Source organism: Ensifer sp. 2TAB8, assembly GCF_052115125.1.
Lineage (GTDB): Bacteria > Pseudomonadota > Alphaproteobacteria > Rhizobiales > Rhizobiaceae > Ensifer.
Window position 1 is genome coordinate 236,125 of sequence record NZ_JBFRGB010000005.1, and the last position, 17,050, is coordinate 253,174.

A 17,050-nucleotide genomic window follows, 5' to 3' on the forward strand; every position below is an offset into this window, starting at 1 on the left:
GTCAGGCCGCCGCCGCGCTCGTCAGGTAGTGCTGGAGGGCTGTGCGGGTGTTGACGAACAGGCGATCGGGGCCGAGCTGATCGGCAAAGCCGGATGCGCGCACATAGGCAAGCACGTCCGGGTTCAACTCGGCCAGCCATACGGTGACGCCCTGCGCGCTGATACGACGCTCGCCCTCCATCATCATCTGCAGCGCCGAATATTCGATGTCGAAGACCCGGCTCATGTCGAGTACGAGAACCCGCGGCTTTTGCTGAGCAACCAGCAGCTGCGCCTGGTCTGCCACCTGCTGCGCATTGGCAAAGAACAGGCGCCCCTCCGGGCGGAGGATCAGCAGCCCTTCGAAGGTCTCGTCATCAGGGTGATCCGGTGACAGTGGGCGTAGCCGATCGGTGCCGCGCTTGCGGCCGACGACATAGACCTTCGCCGAAGCCGCCTGGCGCGCGAGCCCGATGAAGGAAAGGACGATCGCAACGATGATGCCCTGCAGCGTCCCGAAGAGCAGCACGCCGAGGAACGCCGCCAGCGCCCACTGGAACTCCATGCGCCGGACTTTGCGAACCGACCAGAAATCCGCCGGCTTGATGAGCCCGATCGAATAGACGATGACGATCGCCGCGAGGACGGCCTGCGGCAGCAAGCCGAGAAGAGGCGCCAGAACAAGCATGGTCGCCGCCGCTGCTGCCGCGGTGACCAGGGAGGCCACCTGCGAGTGGCCGCCGACGGCGCGTACGACGGCCGTTTGCGACGTGCCGCCGCCAGCACTCATGGCGCCGAAGAGCGCGCCGCCGAGATTTGCGGCACCTGTTGCCAGCAGTTCGCGGTTGGCCCGGATCGGCGGGTCGGAGGGAGCTGCGAAAGCGCGGCCGGCGGCAATGGTCTCCGTGAAGCTCATCAGGGCGATGCCGAGTGCGCCGGGCAGAAGCTCTTGAGCAAGACCAAGGCTCGGAAGCGTAATCGAAGGCAGCGACTGCGGGATGAAGCCTACGGTGGAGACGCCGAGCGCCGCCAGGCCGGCGAACCAGGAAAGCGCTATGCCGGCGGCGACCGCGAGCAGCGGCGCCGGCGAATGCGGCCAGAGCCGCTCCATCGCCAGAAGCGCCACCAAGGCCGCGGCCCCAATTGCGAGTGTCAGCGCCGAGGTCTCGGACAAGTGACCGGCGATGCTGAGGATATCCCGGAAGAAGCCTTCCTTGGTGATGTGAAGGCCGAGCAGCTTCGGCACCTGGTCGAGCACGATGACCAGGCCTATGCCGGCCTTGAAGCCGATCAGGACCGGCGAGGAAATGAAGTTGGCGACGAAGCCGAAGCGGAGAACCGAAGCCAGGATGAGGAGCCCGCCGGTCATGGCCGTCAACGTCGCGGTCGCGGTGATCAACTTGCCGGGGTCACCATCCGGCACGGCAAGGCCGAGCTGGGTTCCGGCAAGAATGGCAAGCGTCGTGGTGGACGAGACGCTCAAGACCCGAGATGTGCCGAGAAGCGCGTAGATGATCATCGGCACGAAGGCGGTGTAGAGACCGACACTGACCGGCAGGCCGGCTACCGTGGCATAGGCCATGGCCTTGGGCAGAACCACGGCGGCAGCCGTGAGACCTGCGATTACGTCCAGTCGCAAACCCGCGGTGAGACCGCGACCGTCGCTGACAAGCGAATGCTCGTTCGATGCCATCGGGACTGTCCTCTGACAGGAGCTTTCATGAAGTAATTCTAAAGCGATAGCACCGGGCCAAATCGCTTGCAAGGACACCTCGACCGGCGGCCGAACCTTGTTTTCCGTCGCACAAAGCAGGCGCTGGCAGGACGCTCGACTTGCGACTATCTTGAGACCGGTGGAGCTCGGCCGAGCGGAAATTTCGGCGGCTGCGAGCAAGCCGAGGCGATCCTTGCGAACGGTCGATATGGCTCTCTCCTCCACCCGGCAGAAGGGAGGAATGCGTGGCGAAATCATATCGCAGGAGCCAGACCAAGAGAATGCGGCGCCTGTTTTTCTCCAATCTCTACCAGCAGCTTCAGCTGCTCTGGCCGATCTTTTCGGCGGTCCTGATCGTGATGACCGGCGTCGGCTTCATCATTGGACAAATCGAAGACTGGCGGCTCGACGAAGCGCTCTACTTTACCTTCGTCACCGGACTGACGATCGGTTATGGCGACATCACGCCCAAGCACTTGAGCGCGCGCCTACTGGCGCTGGTGATCGGCTTTTCCGGCATCGTGCTTACCGGCCTGGTCGCCGCCGTCAGCGTACAGGCGTTGAACGCGACCAGCAAGGAAGAGCCGGACGACCGGTGAGGAGAGCGGACCGGCAAAGCGCGCCCGCTCCCTCGTGGGGGCTCTATCGCGGCTCAGCCGGCAACGAACCGTCCCTCGGATACGATTTCGGAGAGCGCCTTGCGCGGGCTCGGCTGCTCACGCTGCTGGAGGGCCTCTGGAAGGAGCGCCTTGTCGCCGAGGCGGCCGATCGCGACGGCTGCCTCGATCCGGTAGTTTTCGGGAATTTCGAGTTCGGCGCGAGCCCGATCATAGTCGAAGCCGGCCATGCCGTGGGCCTGCCAGCCGGAATGCGCGGCCTGCAGGGCGAGCGCGCCCCAGGCGGCACCCGTATCGAAGGAGTGGGTATAGGAAGGCACTTCTTCACTGGCGCCCGGCGGCAGCAACGAGGTCTTCGACAGGACGAAGATGAGCGCCGAGGCCTCTTTTGCCCAGCTCCGGTTGAACTCGTTCAGAAGGCCGAGCAGCTTCTCCCAGTCCTGTCCGCCGCGGCGCGCATAGACGAAATGCCAGGGCTGGGCGTTGTAGGCCGATGGCGCCCAGCGCGCCGCTTCGAGGATCTCAAAGAGTTCGGCCTGGGAAATCTCTTCGCCCGAATAGGCGCGCGGCGACCAGCGTTCGAGAAAGAGCGGATTGATCGCGTGATCCGCGACGCGTGAATTCACATGCAATGTCATGGGGATGGTCCATTCATCGACGACGTGTTACCGCCGTCCGGGTTGGTCATTGACGGCCGAAGCTTTCAAACCGGTCGCAACGACTTTTCAAGGTCGAGATTTCGTCGGAGAGTTCGGCGATACGATCCCTGAGCTCATTGGCCGTGCCGTCCTCGACATCGTCGAATCCGAAACAGTCCCGGGCCTCGTGGAGCTCCAAACGACCCTGCAGGACCTCGCGAATTGCGCTCAAACGCTCGAATTGCCGCAGCATACTGATCTCAGACCTCATTTCAGCCGATCGCCGCAAAGGCGCGCCGACCGGAGGGCGTTTCTGCCCCGCTCGATTCCTGACCGAGCCCGTCCGAGATTATCCACTCAAATAGTAGATTAAAGGAATTCTGACCCAAAGAGCAGGCGAGACGTGAAAAACTGCTCCCCCATTGGCGCACGTCATGGCGTGTGAGAAGGGAAGGAGGAGGCCGCGGCAAACAAGGCCCGCCCCCTGGCAGCGGGGGACCTGAGCGATGGGAGGCTCGCCCAGGTCGAGGCAGATCAAGCGCTCGGGAGGTCTTCCCCGTCGGGGCGATTGCCATCGAGAAAGCCCATGTCCCGCTTCAGATGGTCCGACAGGTCCCTGACGTCGACAACTTCTGGCGCACGGCTCTTCCGGGTAAACAAAAGCGCCAGCCAGGAGCGCGCGGAAAAATCGTTTGTCGACGAAAAACTACGTACTTGAATGGTTGTCATAGTCGTCATCCTCTTCATCAATCCGTCTAATGGACGGACCTTGAAAGTGGTTACGAACAGCATCACCTTCCAATCGAATATCGCGTACTATGCATAAGGCCATTTAATGCATAAGACTCTCCCGCTCCCACCATTGACGGCGACCCGCGTGTTTGAGGCGGTTGCCAGACATGGAAGCTTCACCAAGGCCGCGACCGAACTCGGCATGACGCAGGCCGCGGTTAGCTATCAGATCAAGGTTCTCGAGGATCGGGTCGGCGCACCCTTGTTTTTGCGCCGTCCGCGCCAGATCGCCCTGACCGAAATCGGACAACGGCTGGCTCCCGCGGTCACCCAAGCCTTCGAGCAGCTCAGCGAAGCCTATGTGTCGGCGCGCGGCGGCGCCCAGGGAACGCTTGTCATCAGCACGATCGCAACCTTCGCCTCCAACTGGTTGGCGCGGCGCCTCGGCTCCTTTCAGATCGCCCACCCTTCGCTTGCCGTCCGCCTTCAGACGGATCCGCATCTGGTGGACTTCAGCCGCGAGGAGGTCGATATCGGCATTCGCTCTGGCCTCGGAGAGTGGCCGGGGCTTGCGGCCCACCGGTTGATCAACGCCGATTTCTCGCCGATGCTCAGCCCGAGCCTCGCGGCAAGCATTGGCGGAGTGAAGGAGCCGGCCGATCTCCTGCGCCTGCAGTTGCTCGACCCCGGCGACCCCTGGTGGGCGAAATGGTTTGCGGCCGCGAATGTGCCTGTCGAGGGGCTTTCGAGCCGCCCCGGCGCCAGCATGGGCGCGCAGGTCTACGAGGGAAATGCGGCAATCGCCGGCCAGGGCGTAGCGATCCTGACGCCGGCCTTCTTCGCGGCCGAACTGGCAGACGGACGGCTCGTCCAGCCGTTTGGCCTCCTCTGCGACGATAGCCAGGCTTACTGGATGGTCTACCCGGAGACGCGCCGGAATTCACCGAAGATCGGCGCCTTTCGCCAATGGGTTCTCGGCGAACTCGCTGCATCGTCGAGTTGACGCGGAAGCCGAGAGGCGCATCCGCAGTGGACAGATCCAGCATGGAATTTTGATCCATTCCGGAACTCTCGGCGGTGCCCGGGAGTTGCATTCCCGAAGCGCCCATACTGAGGGCATGCGGGAGCGAACATGCAACGCGAGCCGACGGAACAGTTCCGTTCAGCGACAGAGAACGCTTGGTGGACCAGCTATCGCGGCGACGGACCGATCGTCGGCACCGCGATCCATAACGGGCATGCCATGCGCAGCGATGCCCGTGCGCTGGTGGCGTTGACGGACGAGGAAAGGTTGCGGGAGGAAGACCCGTTCACGGAGTTCATGATCCGTGACCTCGCCAACCGCATCGTCGTGCACCGTTCCCGCTTCGAGGTGGATCTCAACCGCGCCCGCACGGGCGCCGTCTATCTCCAGCCCGCGCAGGCCTGGGGCCTATCCGTCTGGCGAGAGCAGCCGTCTGCCGAGCTGATCGAGACTTCCCTTGCCGTGCATGACGAATATTACGCCATGCTGCGATCCATGCTGGCAGCGATCGAAAGGCGCCATCAGCGCTTCGTCGTGCTCGACGTGCACAGCTACAACCACCGACGCCGAGGGCCGGAGACCGAACCGGCTGACGTCGCCGAGGCGCCCGAGATCAACATCGGCACCGCCTCCATGGATCGGGCGAAATGGGCGGACGTCATCGATGCACTGATATCGGCCATCAGCGCCATCACGCTCGCCGGCCGGCCGGTGGATGTGCGTGAAAACATCGCCTTCCAGGGCCGCGGCGAGCAGACACGCTTCATCCACGAACACTTTCCCGATACGGGTTGCGCGATCGCGATCGAGTTCAAGAAGACCTTCATGGATGAGTGGACCGGCAAGCCGGACCTCGAAGCGCTGCGCTCGCTGCGGACACTGGTGGCTTCCCTCGTTCCGGTGTTGACCGAGGCGCTCGCGAGGCAGCGATGAAGGACGCTAGACCCATCTCCGCGGACCCGAGCCCGGAATGGCTGGAGGAGACCATTACCCGGCTAAATGACGGCCGCGCGGTGCGGCGGGACTTCGGCGATGGCGGACGGCTGCACATCGACCGCCTGCTTCCCTTCCTCTGTGTCCATATCGCCGCAGAGCACCAGCAGCCGGTCGCGCGCGACATAGCCCAGGCGAATGCCGCCTATCTGCTGGCGCCGAGCGTCGAGATCGCCGCCGCCGTCATAGAGCGGGTCGGCCGCGTGATCGAAGAGCGTCTGGGCATGTTCATCGTTCTCGAATTCGCGGAGCTTGAAAGCGATGACCCGCCGGCCAAGGATGCGCCCTTCCTGCCGCCGTTCCTGATCGAAGTCGTCGCCGGGGCACGCGCGCCCGAGCAGGCCGCGGCGAAGGCTCTGATCGAAACCGCTGCGACGATCGAAGGAAAGTTCCGGACCCCGCATGTGACCCTCGTCGAACGGCAGCCGGAAGCGCCGGCGAGCGGGAAGACCCTGGCGCTCGACCACCCGCACCTTACGGTCCGCTTCGCCCCGATCTATTGCGAACCGGGCACCCGCCGCATCTATCCGCAATTGCGTGAGCGCCTGGTCGCGAGCGTTTTCGACGCCGGCCTGCGGGCCATTGCAGCCTTCGCCCGCGCGAAGTCCGACGACTTTCGGCTGTCGACGCACCGCGCCTTCGGCCGCAAGGCCTTCGTCGATGCGGTGGTTCGCGCCGATCGCGGCATCGACGAGATTGCCTCGAGCTTCGATTTTCTGCTTGCGGTGACGCCGATCAACGCCGAAACGGCCTGGGCGGAATTCGCATCGAGCGGCTTTTCCAGAAGCCCTCGTCTCTACTATCGGCCGCTGACGCTGCAGATCGAAACGGCCAAGCGCAAGCTCTTCACCCTCAATTTCGAGCATCTCGAAGATCCGCTGCTCTACGCCCTCTATCGGGAAAAGCAGCAGGAGGTCGACCTGCAGCTTTCGATGATATCCGCGCGGGAAACCCGCAAATTCATCGAGCTCGGCCGCGCACTTTACGGCCCGGTGGAAAGCGGCCTTCTCAGCGCTGCGTCGGACATCCTTGCGCGGACGACAGCGGATGGCGACGCGCCCTCGACATCCGGCAACCGGCGCGACTGCACGTATATCAGGGACCGCGCCCAGGCGATGATATCGGCCTATCGACGCCAGTCGGCCGATTTCACCGCGTCGGTCGAAATTCGTGACGACCTGCCGGCCGGCCTGCTGGTTTCGCGCGGCCAGTTGCTGATCGCGCGAAGTTCGTCACTCGACCAGGATCGCGTCGAGGCGTTGCTCAACCACGAGATCGGCGTTCACCTGCTGACCTATTTCAACGGCTCAGCCCAGGGCCTCAGGGTTCTGCGCTCCGGGCTTGCCGGCTACGAGGGCATGCAGGAAGGGCTTGCCGTCTTCGCCGAGTATCTGAGCGCCGGAATGACCGCAGACCGGCTGCGCGTGCTTGCGGCGAGAGTCGTCGGCTGCGCGGCCCTGCTCGACGGCGCCCTGTTTCCCGAGACCTACCGGCTGCTCGTCGACGGCCATGGCTTTGGCACCGCCGAGGCCTTCAACATGACGCTACGCATCTATCGCGGCGGCGGGCTGGTCAAGGACGCGATTTATCTGCGCGGCCTCTTGCAGCTTCTCGACCATCTCGCCGACGGCGGCAGTCTTGAGCCCTTCTGGATGGGCAAGATCGCAGCCTCACATTTCGGCGCGATCCAGGAACTCAATTTGCGCGGCCTCCTTGGTGCCGCAGCAATTCGCCCTATTTTTCTCGATGACGTCAAAGCGCGCGACCGACTTCAGCGAGCCCAGAGGGGAATTACGCCGCTCGACATGGTCGCAGAGTAGGAAACTGAATGCGCATCGCCTTTCTCGTCAACTCCATCGAGGGCGAAGAAACGTTCTACGCGACGACATCGCTTGCGCTTGCGGCGCTCGCCCGCGGCCACCAGATCGTCTACCTGACCCCCGGCGATTTCATCCTGAAGCCCGATGGCCGCCTGATGGTCCACGCCCTCAACCTTGGTGCTGTGAAGCCGCGCAAGGCCGAAACCTTCATCGCCGCATTGAGGGGGGACGCGACTGGACGGGACATTCTCGACATCGCCGATGTCGACGTTCTGTTCCTGAGGAGCGACCCGTCGGAAGATGCAGGTCCCCGCCCCTGGGCCACCCAGGCGGGCGTGATCTTCGGGCGGCTTGCGGCCGAGCGCGGTGCGATCGTCGTCAACGATCCCGACGGGCTGGCACGGGCGCAGAACAAGCTCTATCTCCAGGACTTTCCCGAGATAGTCCGGCCGACCACTCTGATCTCGAAGCATGTCGAGGAGATCAGGGCCTTCGTCGATGAGCACCCGGGGGGCGTCATCCTGAAGCCGCTGCAGGGCTCCGGCGGCAAGAACGTCTTCAAGGTCAGTTCCAGCCACGAGACGAACCTCAACCAGATCTTCGAGGCCGTCAGCGAGATGGGCTATGTGATCGCACAGGAATACCTGCCCGCAGCAACCGAAGGCGACGTCCGACTGTTCCTGATGAACGGCTTGCCGCTCAAGCGCGGGGATACCTATGCGGCGGTTCGGCGCGTCCCGGCGGAAGGAGAGCTACGGTCCAACATGCATGTCAACGGTAGGCCGATGCCCGCCGTCGTCACACCCGAAATGCTGGCCGTCGCCGAACAAATGCGGCCGAAGCTGGTGAGCGACGGCATGTTCCTCGTCGGCCTGGACGTGGTCGGCGACAGGCTGGTGGAGGTCAACGTCTTTACGCCAGGCGCCCTGCCCGAGATCGCCGAACTTACATCGATCGAGTTCAGCGAGGACATCATGGCCTCGCTTGAACGCAAGCTCGACATCAAACGAGCCAATGGCGGCACGCTATCCAATCGCGAGCTTGCCACGCTCTGACGTCGGCCGGTGGCCGCGACGACTGGAGCTGTCGGGCTGCAACACCGCCGGGCTACAGGGACTCGTCGACGATCACGACCGGCCGCCCCATCGAACAGGCTTCCACCCGCGCCTCGACGCGGTAGACCGAGCGCAGCATGTCCGCGGTGATCACCTCATGGGTCGGACCGCTCGCCAGCACCGAGCCGCCGCTGATGACGATCGTGTCGTCGCAGTAGCGCAGCGCGTGGTTGAGGTCGTGCAGCGCGATCAGCACCGCCATGCCTGACTGCGCCGACAGGCGCTTCATGAAGCCGAGCACCTCGATCTGGCGGAAGAGATCGAGCGCCGAGGTCGGCTCGTCCATCAACAGCACTTCGGGCTTGCGCACCAGCGCCTGGGCGATGGAGACAAGCTGGCGCTGGCCGCCGGAGAGCTCACCGAGGCCGCGAAAGGCGAGGTCGGCGATCCGGAGTTCGCCGAGCACCCGGTCGATCTCGGAGAGCTCGGTGTCCTTCACCTTCCAGCCGGAACCCTGCTTGGCCGACAGAAGCACGGACTCGTAAACCGAGAGCACGGCATTGGCGCCGGTATCCTGCGGCATGTAGCAGATGCCGTCGGGCCCCTTGGCGGTATCCGAAAGGTGCACGGTACCGGGGCCGGACGTCAGGTTTGCGATGCGCTTGAACAGCGTCGACTTGCCGGCCGCATTGGGACCGATCACCGCCGTCAAGCCGCCACCGCGCAACACGCCGGTGTTGACGTCCGACAGCACCGTGCGCCGGCCATAGTTCGCGCCGACCTTTTCCAGCGACAGGCTTACCATGCGCGCCTCCTGTTGGTGAAAATCAGCACGAAGAAGAAGGGCACGCCGACGAGCGCGGTAATGACACCGATCGGCAGTACGGCGCCGGGGATCAGCATCTTGCTGACGACCGAAGTGACCGAAAGCAGAAGCGCACCGCAAAGCACCGAGGCCGGCAGGAAGAAGCGCTGATCCTCGCCGACGAGCATCCGGGCCATGTGCGGCCCGACGAGACCGACGAAGCCGATCGTGCCGACGAAGGAAACCGGGATCGCCGCAAGCAGGCTGACCGTCATCATCGCTTCGAGCCTTAGCCGGCGAACATTGATGCCGAAGCTCGCAGCTTTGTCGTCGCCGAGCCGAAGCGCCGTCAGCGCCCAGGCATGGCGCGCAAAGAGCGGCAAGGCGAAGAGGAGCACCGCACCGGTGATCCAGACCTTGGGCCAGGTCGCCTTGGTGAGGCTGCCCATCGTCCAGAAGACGACGGCGGCGAGCGCCTGTTCGGAGGCCAGGTATTCGAGCAGCGACAGCGCGGCATTGAAGGTGAAGACGAGCGCGATGCCGAGGAGCACGATCGTTTCCACCGTGACGCCACGCATGGTGGAGGCGAAGTGAATGAAGAGCGCCGCAAGCATCGCCATCAGGAAGGCGTTGATCGGCACCATGTATTGGACGGCGATGGGAAAGACCGCCACGCCGGCAACAAGACCGAGAGCCGCGCCGAAGCCGGCGGCCGCGGAAATGCCGAGCGTGAACGGGCTTGCCAGAGGATTGGCGAGGATCGTCTGCATCTGCGCCCCGGCAACCGACAGCGAGGCGCCCACCGTCACGGCCATCAGCGCGATCGGCATACGAATGTCCCAGATCACCACCCGGAGCTGGTCGCTCACGGTTTCCGGCCGGAACAGCGCGGTCAGCACATCCGCAAGCGGATAGTTCGCCGGGCCGAGTGCCATGTCGACCGCGACCGAGGCAAAGAGCCCACCGAGCAGACAGAAGATCAACACCAAACGGCGCAGGACGAGGGCGCGGTAGCGTCCCCGTCCTTCAATGCCGGAAATCTGGTCGGTCATCGCAACCATTATTCACCACCCTTCGGAAGCGAGGCGAAGTAGCCCGGGCGATAGGTCACCGGCAGAAACTTCTCGTGAAACTCGCGGAATGTCCGATCCGGGTCGAGGTCGGCAAAGAGCTCCGGATGGAACCACTTGGCAAACTGCTGGATCGGAATGAACTCGTAAGGCGCGCCGTAGAACTGGTGCCAGACGGCATGCACGTTGCCCTCTTTCACCGCCTTCAGGCCGGGAAAGCCCGGGCGCTGCATCAGGCCGCGCAGACGTTCTTCGGCCGCTGCCGGATCCGCGCCGCGACCGACGCTCACGAACTGGTTGAGATCGGATTCCGCCGACCAGTTGCTGCCGGTAATGATGACATGGTCTGGATCGCTGACGATCAGCTGCTCGGGATTGAGATCGCCGAAGGTGCCCTTGATTACGTCCGAGCCGATATTGTGGCCACCGGCCTCTTCAACCATCCTGCCGAAATTCGCGGGACCGAAGGTTCGGCAGCAGACGACGTCACCGGTAATGCCAGGAGAACGCTCGATGAAGACTTTCGGGCGCGCGATCGCCCCGGCCTTCTTAAGGCGGTCCGTCACCAGCGCGATCTGGGCATTGCGATATGCGATGAATTCGCGCGCCTTGCCCTCGGCGCCGAAAAGCTGGCCGAGGATTTCGACCGATTTTTCGCTGTTGGCCGCCGGATCGACGCGGAAATCGAGATAGACGACGGCGATGCCGGCGGCTTCAGCCTTTTCGATGAAGCCTGATTCCTCGACTGCCTTTTCGGCCTCGAGGTTGAGGGTCAGCACGTCGGGCTTGAGCGCAATCGCCGCCTCGAGGCTGAAATCACCAGATGGGATGTAGCCGAAGCGTGGCAGCTTCTCGATCTCGGGGAAGCGCTCGAGATAGGCGGCGTAGGAATCCGGATCCTTCTTCAGGAGATCGTCGCGCCAGCCGACGATCGTGTCGAAGACATGCTCGCCTTTCAGCGCTGCTGCCACATGGACCTGCCGGGCCTCACCCAGAAGCACGCGCTTGGCGGGCAGCGCGATCTCGACCCGGCGGCCGGTGACATCGATGATCTCCGCCGCGCTGGCCGGCAGAGCCGCCAGCACGATTGCGGCGATCGTCGCCGACGCGATTTTCCTGAAGATCGACATTCTCATTCCTTTCGGTCGTCTCGCCGGAGACCTCCCCTCCTCCGGCCGGCGATGCCCTTACTTGCTGGTCGTCAGCGAGACGAAGTAGCCGCTCTTGTAGGGAAGCGGCAGAAAGCGCTCATGCAATTCCTTAAACGTCGCTTCCGGGTCGAGATCGGCAAAGAGGTCCGGATGCAGCCACTTGGCGATCTGTTGGATCGCGACGAACTGGTAGGGGTTGTTGTAGAACTGGTGCCAGATCGCATGGACCTGGCCGTCCTTGACCGCCTGGACGCCGGTGAAGGCCGGTCGCTTGGTCAGGTTTTCGAGCTTGCGGGCAGCTTCCTTTTCATCGGCGCCATAGCCGACACCAACCCAGGCGCCGCCCGGCACGTATCCCTGCCAGTTGCCGCCCGTGATGATGATCTGATCCGGGTTGGCAGCGATGATCTGTTCCGGGTTGACCACGCCGAAGGTGCCGGGAATGATGTCCTTCGCCATATTCACGCCGCCGGCGAACTCGACCATCTTGCCGAAATTCTCGTTACCGAAAGACATGCAGCAATCGTCGGAATAGCCACCGGCGCGTTCGACGAAAACCAGCGGCTTCTTCGGGTTGGCCTTCGCCAGGACGTCGGTCACCTTGGCGATGCTCTCGGCGCGGAACTTGATGAACTCCTCGGCCTTCTCCTCCTTGCCGAGCAGCTTGCCCATCACGCGCATGCTCGGCTCGGTGTTTTCCATCGGCTTTTCGCGGAAGTCGACATAGACGAGCGGGATGCCGACCTTGGCGAGCTTCTCGATGTAGCCGGCCTCTTCCGTCGCCGTCTTGGCGTCGACGTTCATCAGGACGACATCGGGCTTCAGCGCCACCGCCTGCTCAATGTCGAAGGTGCCGTCCTTCATGCCGCCGAAGGTCGGCAGCTTGGCGATATCAGGGTATTTTTCGAGGTAGGCGGCGTAGCTTTCAGGATCCGCCTTCGCAAGATCGTCACGCCAGCCGACGACATGCTTGAACGGCTCGTCACGATCGAGCGCGCCGAGGAAATAGATCTGGCGCCCTTCGCCGAGGATCACGTGCTCGACCGGCACATTGACCTCGACATCCCGGCCGGTGACATCTTTCAACGTCACGACATCAGCGAAGGCTGCCGTTGAAAAAAGCACGCAAAGGCCCGTGGCGGCCGCAGCCACCCCATTGAAAAACCGCATTGTTTTTTGCTCCGCTGGGAAAATCGACGCGATCTAATGTTTCATGACTTTATTAGTCAACATTTATCTTTTAGAACGCCTCCAAACAGGGACGAGCGGGATCGACATGAGCGACGTAACGGATCGGCAGAACTACAACCTGCGGGATGAAATCAAGGCCTACTGGTCGGAGCGCGCCGCAACCTTCGACCTGTCGCCGGGGCACGAGATCTTCTCGGAAGAAGAACGCGCGGCCTGGCACGCCCTGTTTCTGCGCCACCTCGGAGCGGGCGCCGGTCGCGCCGCGCTGGACCTTGCGAGCGGCACGGGCGTCATCTCGCATCTGCTCGACGAACTCGGCTTCAAGGTGCAGGGCCTCGACTGGGCCGAACCCATGCTCGAGCGCGCCCGCGAAAAGGCACGCAAGCGTGGTCGCTCGATCCGCTTCGCCCTCGGTGATGCCGAAAACACCATGGAGCCCGACGGCCACTACGATGTGATCGTCAACCGGCATCTGGTGTGGACGCTCGTCGATCCGGCCGCGGCCTTTGCCGAATGGCTGCGCGTCCTCAAGCCCGGCGGAACGCTGCTGATCGTCGACGGTGACTTTGTGAATACCAGCGCGCTCGAACGGCTGTTCTCGAAGCTCAGCGTCTGGGGACAACGCTTCGGCGTGTTCAAGGCGGAGACGCCGACCGGATCATCTCAGATGATGGCGACGCATCGTAGCATCCTCTCGCGCGTCCACTTCTCCGAGGGCGCCCGGGCGGAAGCCGTCGTCGAGCTGTTGCGCGAGGCGGGCTTCACCGACATTGCGATCGACAGGGATCTTAGCGAGATACACCGCACCCAGGCGCGAAACTGGAACGTTTTCAAGGGTCTGGCACGGAAGAGCCAGCACCGCTACGCCATCTGCGCAACGCGACCCTAGCGGTTCGACGCGGCAGAACCTGGTTTCAGAAGGCTAGCCGCCGACGCGTTCTGCCAGGCGACGCAGACCCGGAATGTCCTTGAGGGTCAGCTTCTGGCGTCCACCCAAGACAAGGCCCTGCCCTTCCCAGGCGCTGAGAATGCGCGAAACCGTGTGCAGCGTCGTCCCCGTCATTTCCGCGATATCCTGGCGCGAGATCGGGAAATCGATACGGATGCCGCCGCCATCGGGCTTGCCGGCCTGTTCGGCGAGCCGCAGCACGGTATGCGCGACGCGGCGCTCGACTTCCTCCGTCGACATTTCACGGATGCGGGTATGTGCCTCGTCGAGGCGCTGTCCGATCGTGTGCATGGCGTTGACGGCGAGGTGGGGGTTCTTCTCGACGAAGACGTTCCAGAGTTCCGTCGGCCAGGCAAGCACCAGGCTCTCGGTCGCCGCCGTCGCCGTACCCGGATAGTCGTGGCGCTGCAGTGCCCGGGCAAAGCCGAAAAGGTCGCCGGGATTGACGACCCGTACGATGATCTGTTGCCCATCCTTGGTGACCTGGGTCACTTTCAGACGGCCGTGCAGCAGCAGAAAGAAGAAATCGGCCGTCGCTCCCTGTTCGAAGACGGCTTCGTTCTGCGGAACGCGCCGCACCGTGGCGCGCGTCAGCAGCGAATCCAGTTCCGGGTCGCTCATTTTCTGGAACAGAGGGAGCGATTTGACGAGAGTGCGATCGAGTGCAGCCACTTTGGCCCTACATCCTGCCGTTTGAGTTGCCCTGCTCTAGCACAGCCCAGGACCCGGCAAAAGGACCAGGGTGCCGCACGTCCCGTGAGACGCACAAAGGTCGCCGCAGCATCTCGATTTACCATGTGCCTTTGCCCCCAGATCGGTGACGATCCGGGGGCAGATAGCATTACGAAGTCCTGTGCTGGCCAAGACGCGAGAGGCCCCGCGCTCCACCGGCCATGCGATGTCACCCTGCGCCCTGCAGCCGGCGCTCGAAGGCGTAGAGGAAGCCCGAATACCAGCGGCCGTCTCTCACGAGCCGGAAGCCGAGATTATCCGGCGGCACACCGACGGCGCAGCCGCCGCTTTTCGGATCGCGGATGAAGAAGCTCATCGACGCCCGATGCTTGCCATTGACGACAAAGATGCCGCAGGCCGGCTGCTCCTTCAGCACCTTGCCGTCGTCAGCGATGGTGACGCGGCGATGGCAGGTCTCGGTCCATTCCCAGACATTGCCATCGAGGTCCGCAATCCCATACTCGTTTTCGCCAAAAGCGCCCGAGGGCTGCGGCATCGGGTTCTTCGCCCGCTGCCGGCTTGCCTCGCGCTCATAGTCCGCCAGCCAGCGCAGCGCCGGATTATCCTTGGTGCCATCGATCCCCAGCGCATCGTCGGGGAATTTGGACCCGGCGGCAAAGGCCCATTGCTGGTCGGTCGGAAGACGCCAGACTTCGCCGGTCTTCTTGGTCAGCCACGCCGCGTAGTCGGTCGCGTCGGTATAGTTGACCCCGGTCATCGGCACACCCGACAGGCCGGCGCCATGACCGCCCTCCGGCTGCTGGCAGGCGCCGTCGGCGACGCAGCGCTCGAAGTCCTCGCGCGTCACCTGATACTTCATGATCTCAAGCGGTTCCTTGAGCGCCGCGACGACGATCGGCGCATCGACGGCAAAGCCGTTCTTCAGGAAGTGTCCCTCAGCCCGATAGCTCATTTCACGCGGCGCGATCGTGACAGTCACCGGCGGCCGGATCGATAGGTCGACGCCATCCTTGAGATCGTCAAACAGCCCCACCTTTGCCGAAAGCACGCCACCGATTGCGGCCAAGAGAACGGCCGGGGCTGCGAGCGAGAGGAGCGAAACCGCAGATTTCTTGTTGCTGGGCATGGGAGGTCTCCGGGGGAACGGCACGCGCCGACGGGCGCGTGCCTTTGGTCGCGTGTGGGGCCGCCGAGATCGCGGCCCCACGATCACCTTGCATCAGCCGCCTACATCGATGCCGGCTTGACGACCGATGTCATCAGATCGTCGTTCCATTCGCCGGTGACCTTGAAGTGACCGGCTGCACCCAGTTCGAACGCCTCGATCAGATTGTGGTTCACGTAGGCGTAAACACCCGGCTGGCGGAAGGTGTAGAAGGCAGCGCCAGCGGTACCGCCTGGGATGAGCCAGGTTTCCTGGTCGAGGTCCGGCGGGTTGCGGAACTTGCCGGTCGCCCAGACATAGTCACCGTGCCCGCCGATCAGGTGCGGCCGCGTATCGCGGTTGGCCTGCGAATGGACGACCAGCACGCGCTCGCCCACCGCCGCGGTCAAGGCATTGTCGCCGGTCAGCGCGCCGACTGCGCCGTTGAAGACGATGTGGGTCGGGGTCAGCGTACGCATCGCCTTGACAGCATCCTCATAGGCATCGCCGGGGGTTTCGTACTTCTTGTAGTTCCCGGCCTCGTCCTTCGGCACGTAGAAGTCCTGCTCGCCGACATAGTAAATCTTGTCGTAGGTCAGCGGCTGACCCTTCTCGTCCTTCAGGCCTTCACGCGGCAGCACCATGATAGCGCCGTTCATGCCCGAGGTGACGTGCCACGGCACCATGCCTTCCGGCGCGCAATGGTAGACGAAGACGCCCGGCTTGGTGGCCTTGAAGCGAAGCGTGGTTTCCTCGCCCGGGTTCACCTGGGTCAGCGCACCACCGCCCAGCGCGCCGGTTGCGGCGTGGAAGTCGATGTTGTGCAGCAGCGTGTTGGTCTCCGGGTTGATCAGCCGAAGTTCGACATAGTCGTTCTCATGCACGACCATCAGCGGACCAGGAACCGAACCGTTGAAGGTCATTGCGTGGATCTCGGTGCCCTCACGGTCGATCACCAGCTTCTTTTCCTCGATCGTCATGGTGAATTCGACGACGCGCGGTCCAGTCTTGGCGACCTGTTCATGGGCGTGGACGAAAGGCGGCTTGACGAGATCGACCTTCACGCGCGGCAGGGTCGAGATGTCGACAGGGGTAGCGCCTGCCGCCGTAGCGGCGCCGGCCGCCTGTGCCGAAGCGGTATGGAGAAGCGGCGCAACCGCGCCCGCCAGGGCAGCGCCGGCAAGCATCGTCCGGCGGGTTATCTGAAGTTGTTCAGTCATCTTGCTCTCCTTCGACGCGCTCCAGCGGCCGGGATTGGCCTTCTGCGAAACGCGCCTGTATTCAACGAGTTAGAGTGGGCGGCGCCGACGCAGGCGGCCTCACCTCCGGTCTCGACCACCGGTCCCCCAGCAGTCACAAGAGAAGTAGAACCACAGACGAATCGCGTCTTTGTCTTGGAACAAATCGTTTCGACGAGATCGCTTTTCTTTCACGCCACATGAACACACGTGGCGGAGCGGGGCAGCGATACTTGC

At 63.5% G+C, this 17,050-nt stretch carries 17 protein-coding genes; 6 read left to right on the plus strand and 11 right to left on the minus strand.

All coding sequences use genetic code 11. The annotated features are described in order from the left end of the window. Position 1 precedes the first annotated feature (1 nt). Positions 2 to 1,672 carry a SulP family inorganic anion transporter gene (locus AB4Z53_RS12045; RefSeq protein ID WP_441596023.1) on the minus strand — a complete coding sequence of 557 codons (1,671 nt, stop codon included), beginning with the start codon at positions 1,670 to 1,672 and terminating at the stop codon, positions 2 to 4. Between the two features lie 302 nt (positions 1,673 to 1,974). On the opposite strand from AB4Z53_RS12045, the gene AB4Z53_RS12050 reads away from it, so the two are divergent. Next, on the plus strand, positions 1,975 to 2,292 hold the full coding sequence (locus AB4Z53_RS12050; RefSeq protein ID WP_113538335.1) for a potassium channel family protein: 318 nt from the start codon (positions 1,975 to 1,977) through the stop codon (positions 2,290 to 2,292). A 53-nt stretch (positions 2,293 to 2,345) separates the two neighbouring features. Here AB4Z53_RS12050 and AB4Z53_RS12055 read toward each other — a convergent pair whose 3' ends face one another. The 3 genes from AB4Z53_RS12055 to AB4Z53_RS12065 form a co-directional block, all read right to left on the minus strand. Further along, complete coding sequence (locus AB4Z53_RS12055) at positions 2,346 to 2,948, minus strand: nitroreductase family protein (RefSeq protein ID WP_441596025.1); 603 nt, start codon at positions 2,946 to 2,948, stop codon at positions 2,346 to 2,348. Positions 2,949 to 2,994: 46 nt separating this feature from the next. Further along, positions 2,995 to 3,201 (minus strand): hypothetical protein, encoded by a 207-nt coding sequence (locus AB4Z53_RS12060; protein ID WP_441596027.1) that lies wholly within the window; start codon positions 3,199 to 3,201, stop codon positions 2,995 to 2,997. A 281-nt stretch (positions 3,202 to 3,482) separates the two neighbouring features. Continuing rightward, entirely contained in the window at positions 3,483 to 3,677 is a 195-nt protein-coding gene (locus tag AB4Z53_RS12065) for a hypothetical protein (protein ID WP_113538512.1), read from the minus strand. Positions 3,678 to 3,783: 106 nt separating this feature from the next. Here AB4Z53_RS12065 and AB4Z53_RS12070 point away from each other — a divergent pair, with 106 nt between their 5' ends. The 4 genes from AB4Z53_RS12070 to AB4Z53_RS12085 all read left to right on the plus strand — a co-directional run bounded on the left by AB4Z53_RS12070 (position 3,784) and on the right by AB4Z53_RS12085 (position 8,572). After that, positions 3,784 to 4,683: a LysR substrate-binding domain-containing protein gene (locus AB4Z53_RS12070; protein WP_441596029.1), complete on the plus strand. Its 900-nt coding sequence runs from the start codon at positions 3,784 to 3,786 to the stop codon at positions 4,681 to 4,683. A 129-nt stretch (positions 4,684 to 4,812) separates the two neighbouring features. Then, entirely contained in the window at positions 4,813 to 5,637 is an 825-nt protein-coding gene (locus tag AB4Z53_RS12075) for an N-formylglutamate amidohydrolase (RefSeq protein WP_441596031.1), read from the plus strand. After that, a complete protein-coding gene (locus AB4Z53_RS12080; protein ID WP_441596032.1) occupies positions 5,634 to 7,517 on the plus strand; it encodes a flavohemoglobin expression-modulating QEGLA motif protein in 1,884 nt (627 codons plus the stop codon). Before AB4Z53_RS12075 ends, AB4Z53_RS12080 begins: the two co-directional genes overlap by 4 nt. An 8-nt stretch (positions 7,518 to 7,525) precedes the next feature. Next, a complete protein-coding gene (locus tag AB4Z53_RS12085; RefSeq protein ID WP_113538330.1) occupies positions 7,526 to 8,572 on the plus strand; it encodes a glutathione synthetase in 1,047 nt (348 codons plus the stop codon). A gap of 52 nt (positions 8,573 to 8,624) precedes the next feature. Here AB4Z53_RS12085 and AB4Z53_RS12090 read toward each other — a convergent pair whose 3' ends face one another. From AB4Z53_RS12090 to AB4Z53_RS12105, 4 genes are read right to left on the minus strand one after another with little or no spacing between them, the layout of a single operon-like run. Then, positions 8,625 to 9,377, minus strand: coding sequence for an ABC transporter ATP-binding protein (locus tag AB4Z53_RS12090; RefSeq protein WP_113538329.1), 753 nt, complete (start codon positions 9,375 to 9,377; stop codon positions 8,625 to 8,627). Beyond that, positions 9,371 to 10,438, minus strand: coding sequence for a FecCD family ABC transporter permease (locus AB4Z53_RS12095; RefSeq protein ID WP_441596035.1), 1,068 nt, complete (start codon positions 10,436 to 10,438; stop codon positions 9,371 to 9,373). Before AB4Z53_RS12095 ends, AB4Z53_RS12090 begins: the two co-directional genes overlap by 7 nt. Then, the gene (locus AB4Z53_RS12100; protein WP_441596037.1) at positions 10,438 to 11,577 is read right to left on the minus strand and encodes an ABC transporter substrate-binding protein; all 1,140 of its coding nucleotides are present in this window, start codon (positions 11,575 to 11,577) and stop codon (positions 10,438 to 10,440) included. Before AB4Z53_RS12100 ends, AB4Z53_RS12095 begins: the two co-directional genes overlap by 1 nt. Before the next feature lie 57 nt (positions 11,578 to 11,634). Next, positions 11,635 to 12,768: an ABC transporter substrate-binding protein gene (locus AB4Z53_RS12105; RefSeq protein ID WP_113538326.1), complete on the minus strand. Its 1,134-nt coding sequence runs from the start codon at positions 12,766 to 12,768 to the stop codon at positions 11,635 to 11,637. Between the two features lie 106 nt (positions 12,769 to 12,874). On the opposite strand from AB4Z53_RS12105, the gene AB4Z53_RS12110 reads away from it, so the two are divergent. Then, the gene (locus AB4Z53_RS12110) at positions 12,875 to 13,678 is read left to right on the plus strand and encodes a class I SAM-dependent methyltransferase (RefSeq protein ID WP_441596039.1); all 804 of its coding nucleotides are present in this window, start codon (positions 12,875 to 12,877) and stop codon (positions 13,676 to 13,678) included. A gap of 33 nt (positions 13,679 to 13,711) precedes the next feature. On the opposite strand, the gene AB4Z53_RS12115 is transcribed toward AB4Z53_RS12110, so the two are convergent. The 3 genes from AB4Z53_RS12115 to nirK all read right to left on the minus strand — a co-directional run bounded on the left by AB4Z53_RS12115 (position 13,712) and on the right by nirK (position 16,795). After that, the gene (locus AB4Z53_RS12115; protein WP_223729887.1) at positions 13,712 to 14,410 is read right to left on the minus strand and encodes a Crp/Fnr family transcriptional regulator; all 699 of its coding nucleotides are present in this window, start codon (positions 14,408 to 14,410) and stop codon (positions 13,712 to 13,714) included. A 229-nt stretch (positions 14,411 to 14,639) separates the two neighbouring features. Further along, positions 14,640 to 15,557, minus strand: coding sequence for an SUMF1/EgtB/PvdO family nonheme iron enzyme (locus AB4Z53_RS12120; protein WP_223729886.1), 918 nt, complete (start codon positions 15,555 to 15,557; stop codon positions 14,640 to 14,642). 101 nt (positions 15,558 to 15,658) lie between these two features. Continuing rightward, the gene (nirK, locus tag AB4Z53_RS12125) at positions 15,659 to 16,795 is read right to left on the minus strand and encodes a copper-containing nitrite reductase (protein WP_441596041.1); all 1,137 of its coding nucleotides are present in this window, start codon (positions 16,793 to 16,795) and stop codon (positions 15,659 to 15,661) included. Positions 16,796 to 17,050: the final 255 nt, after the last annotated feature.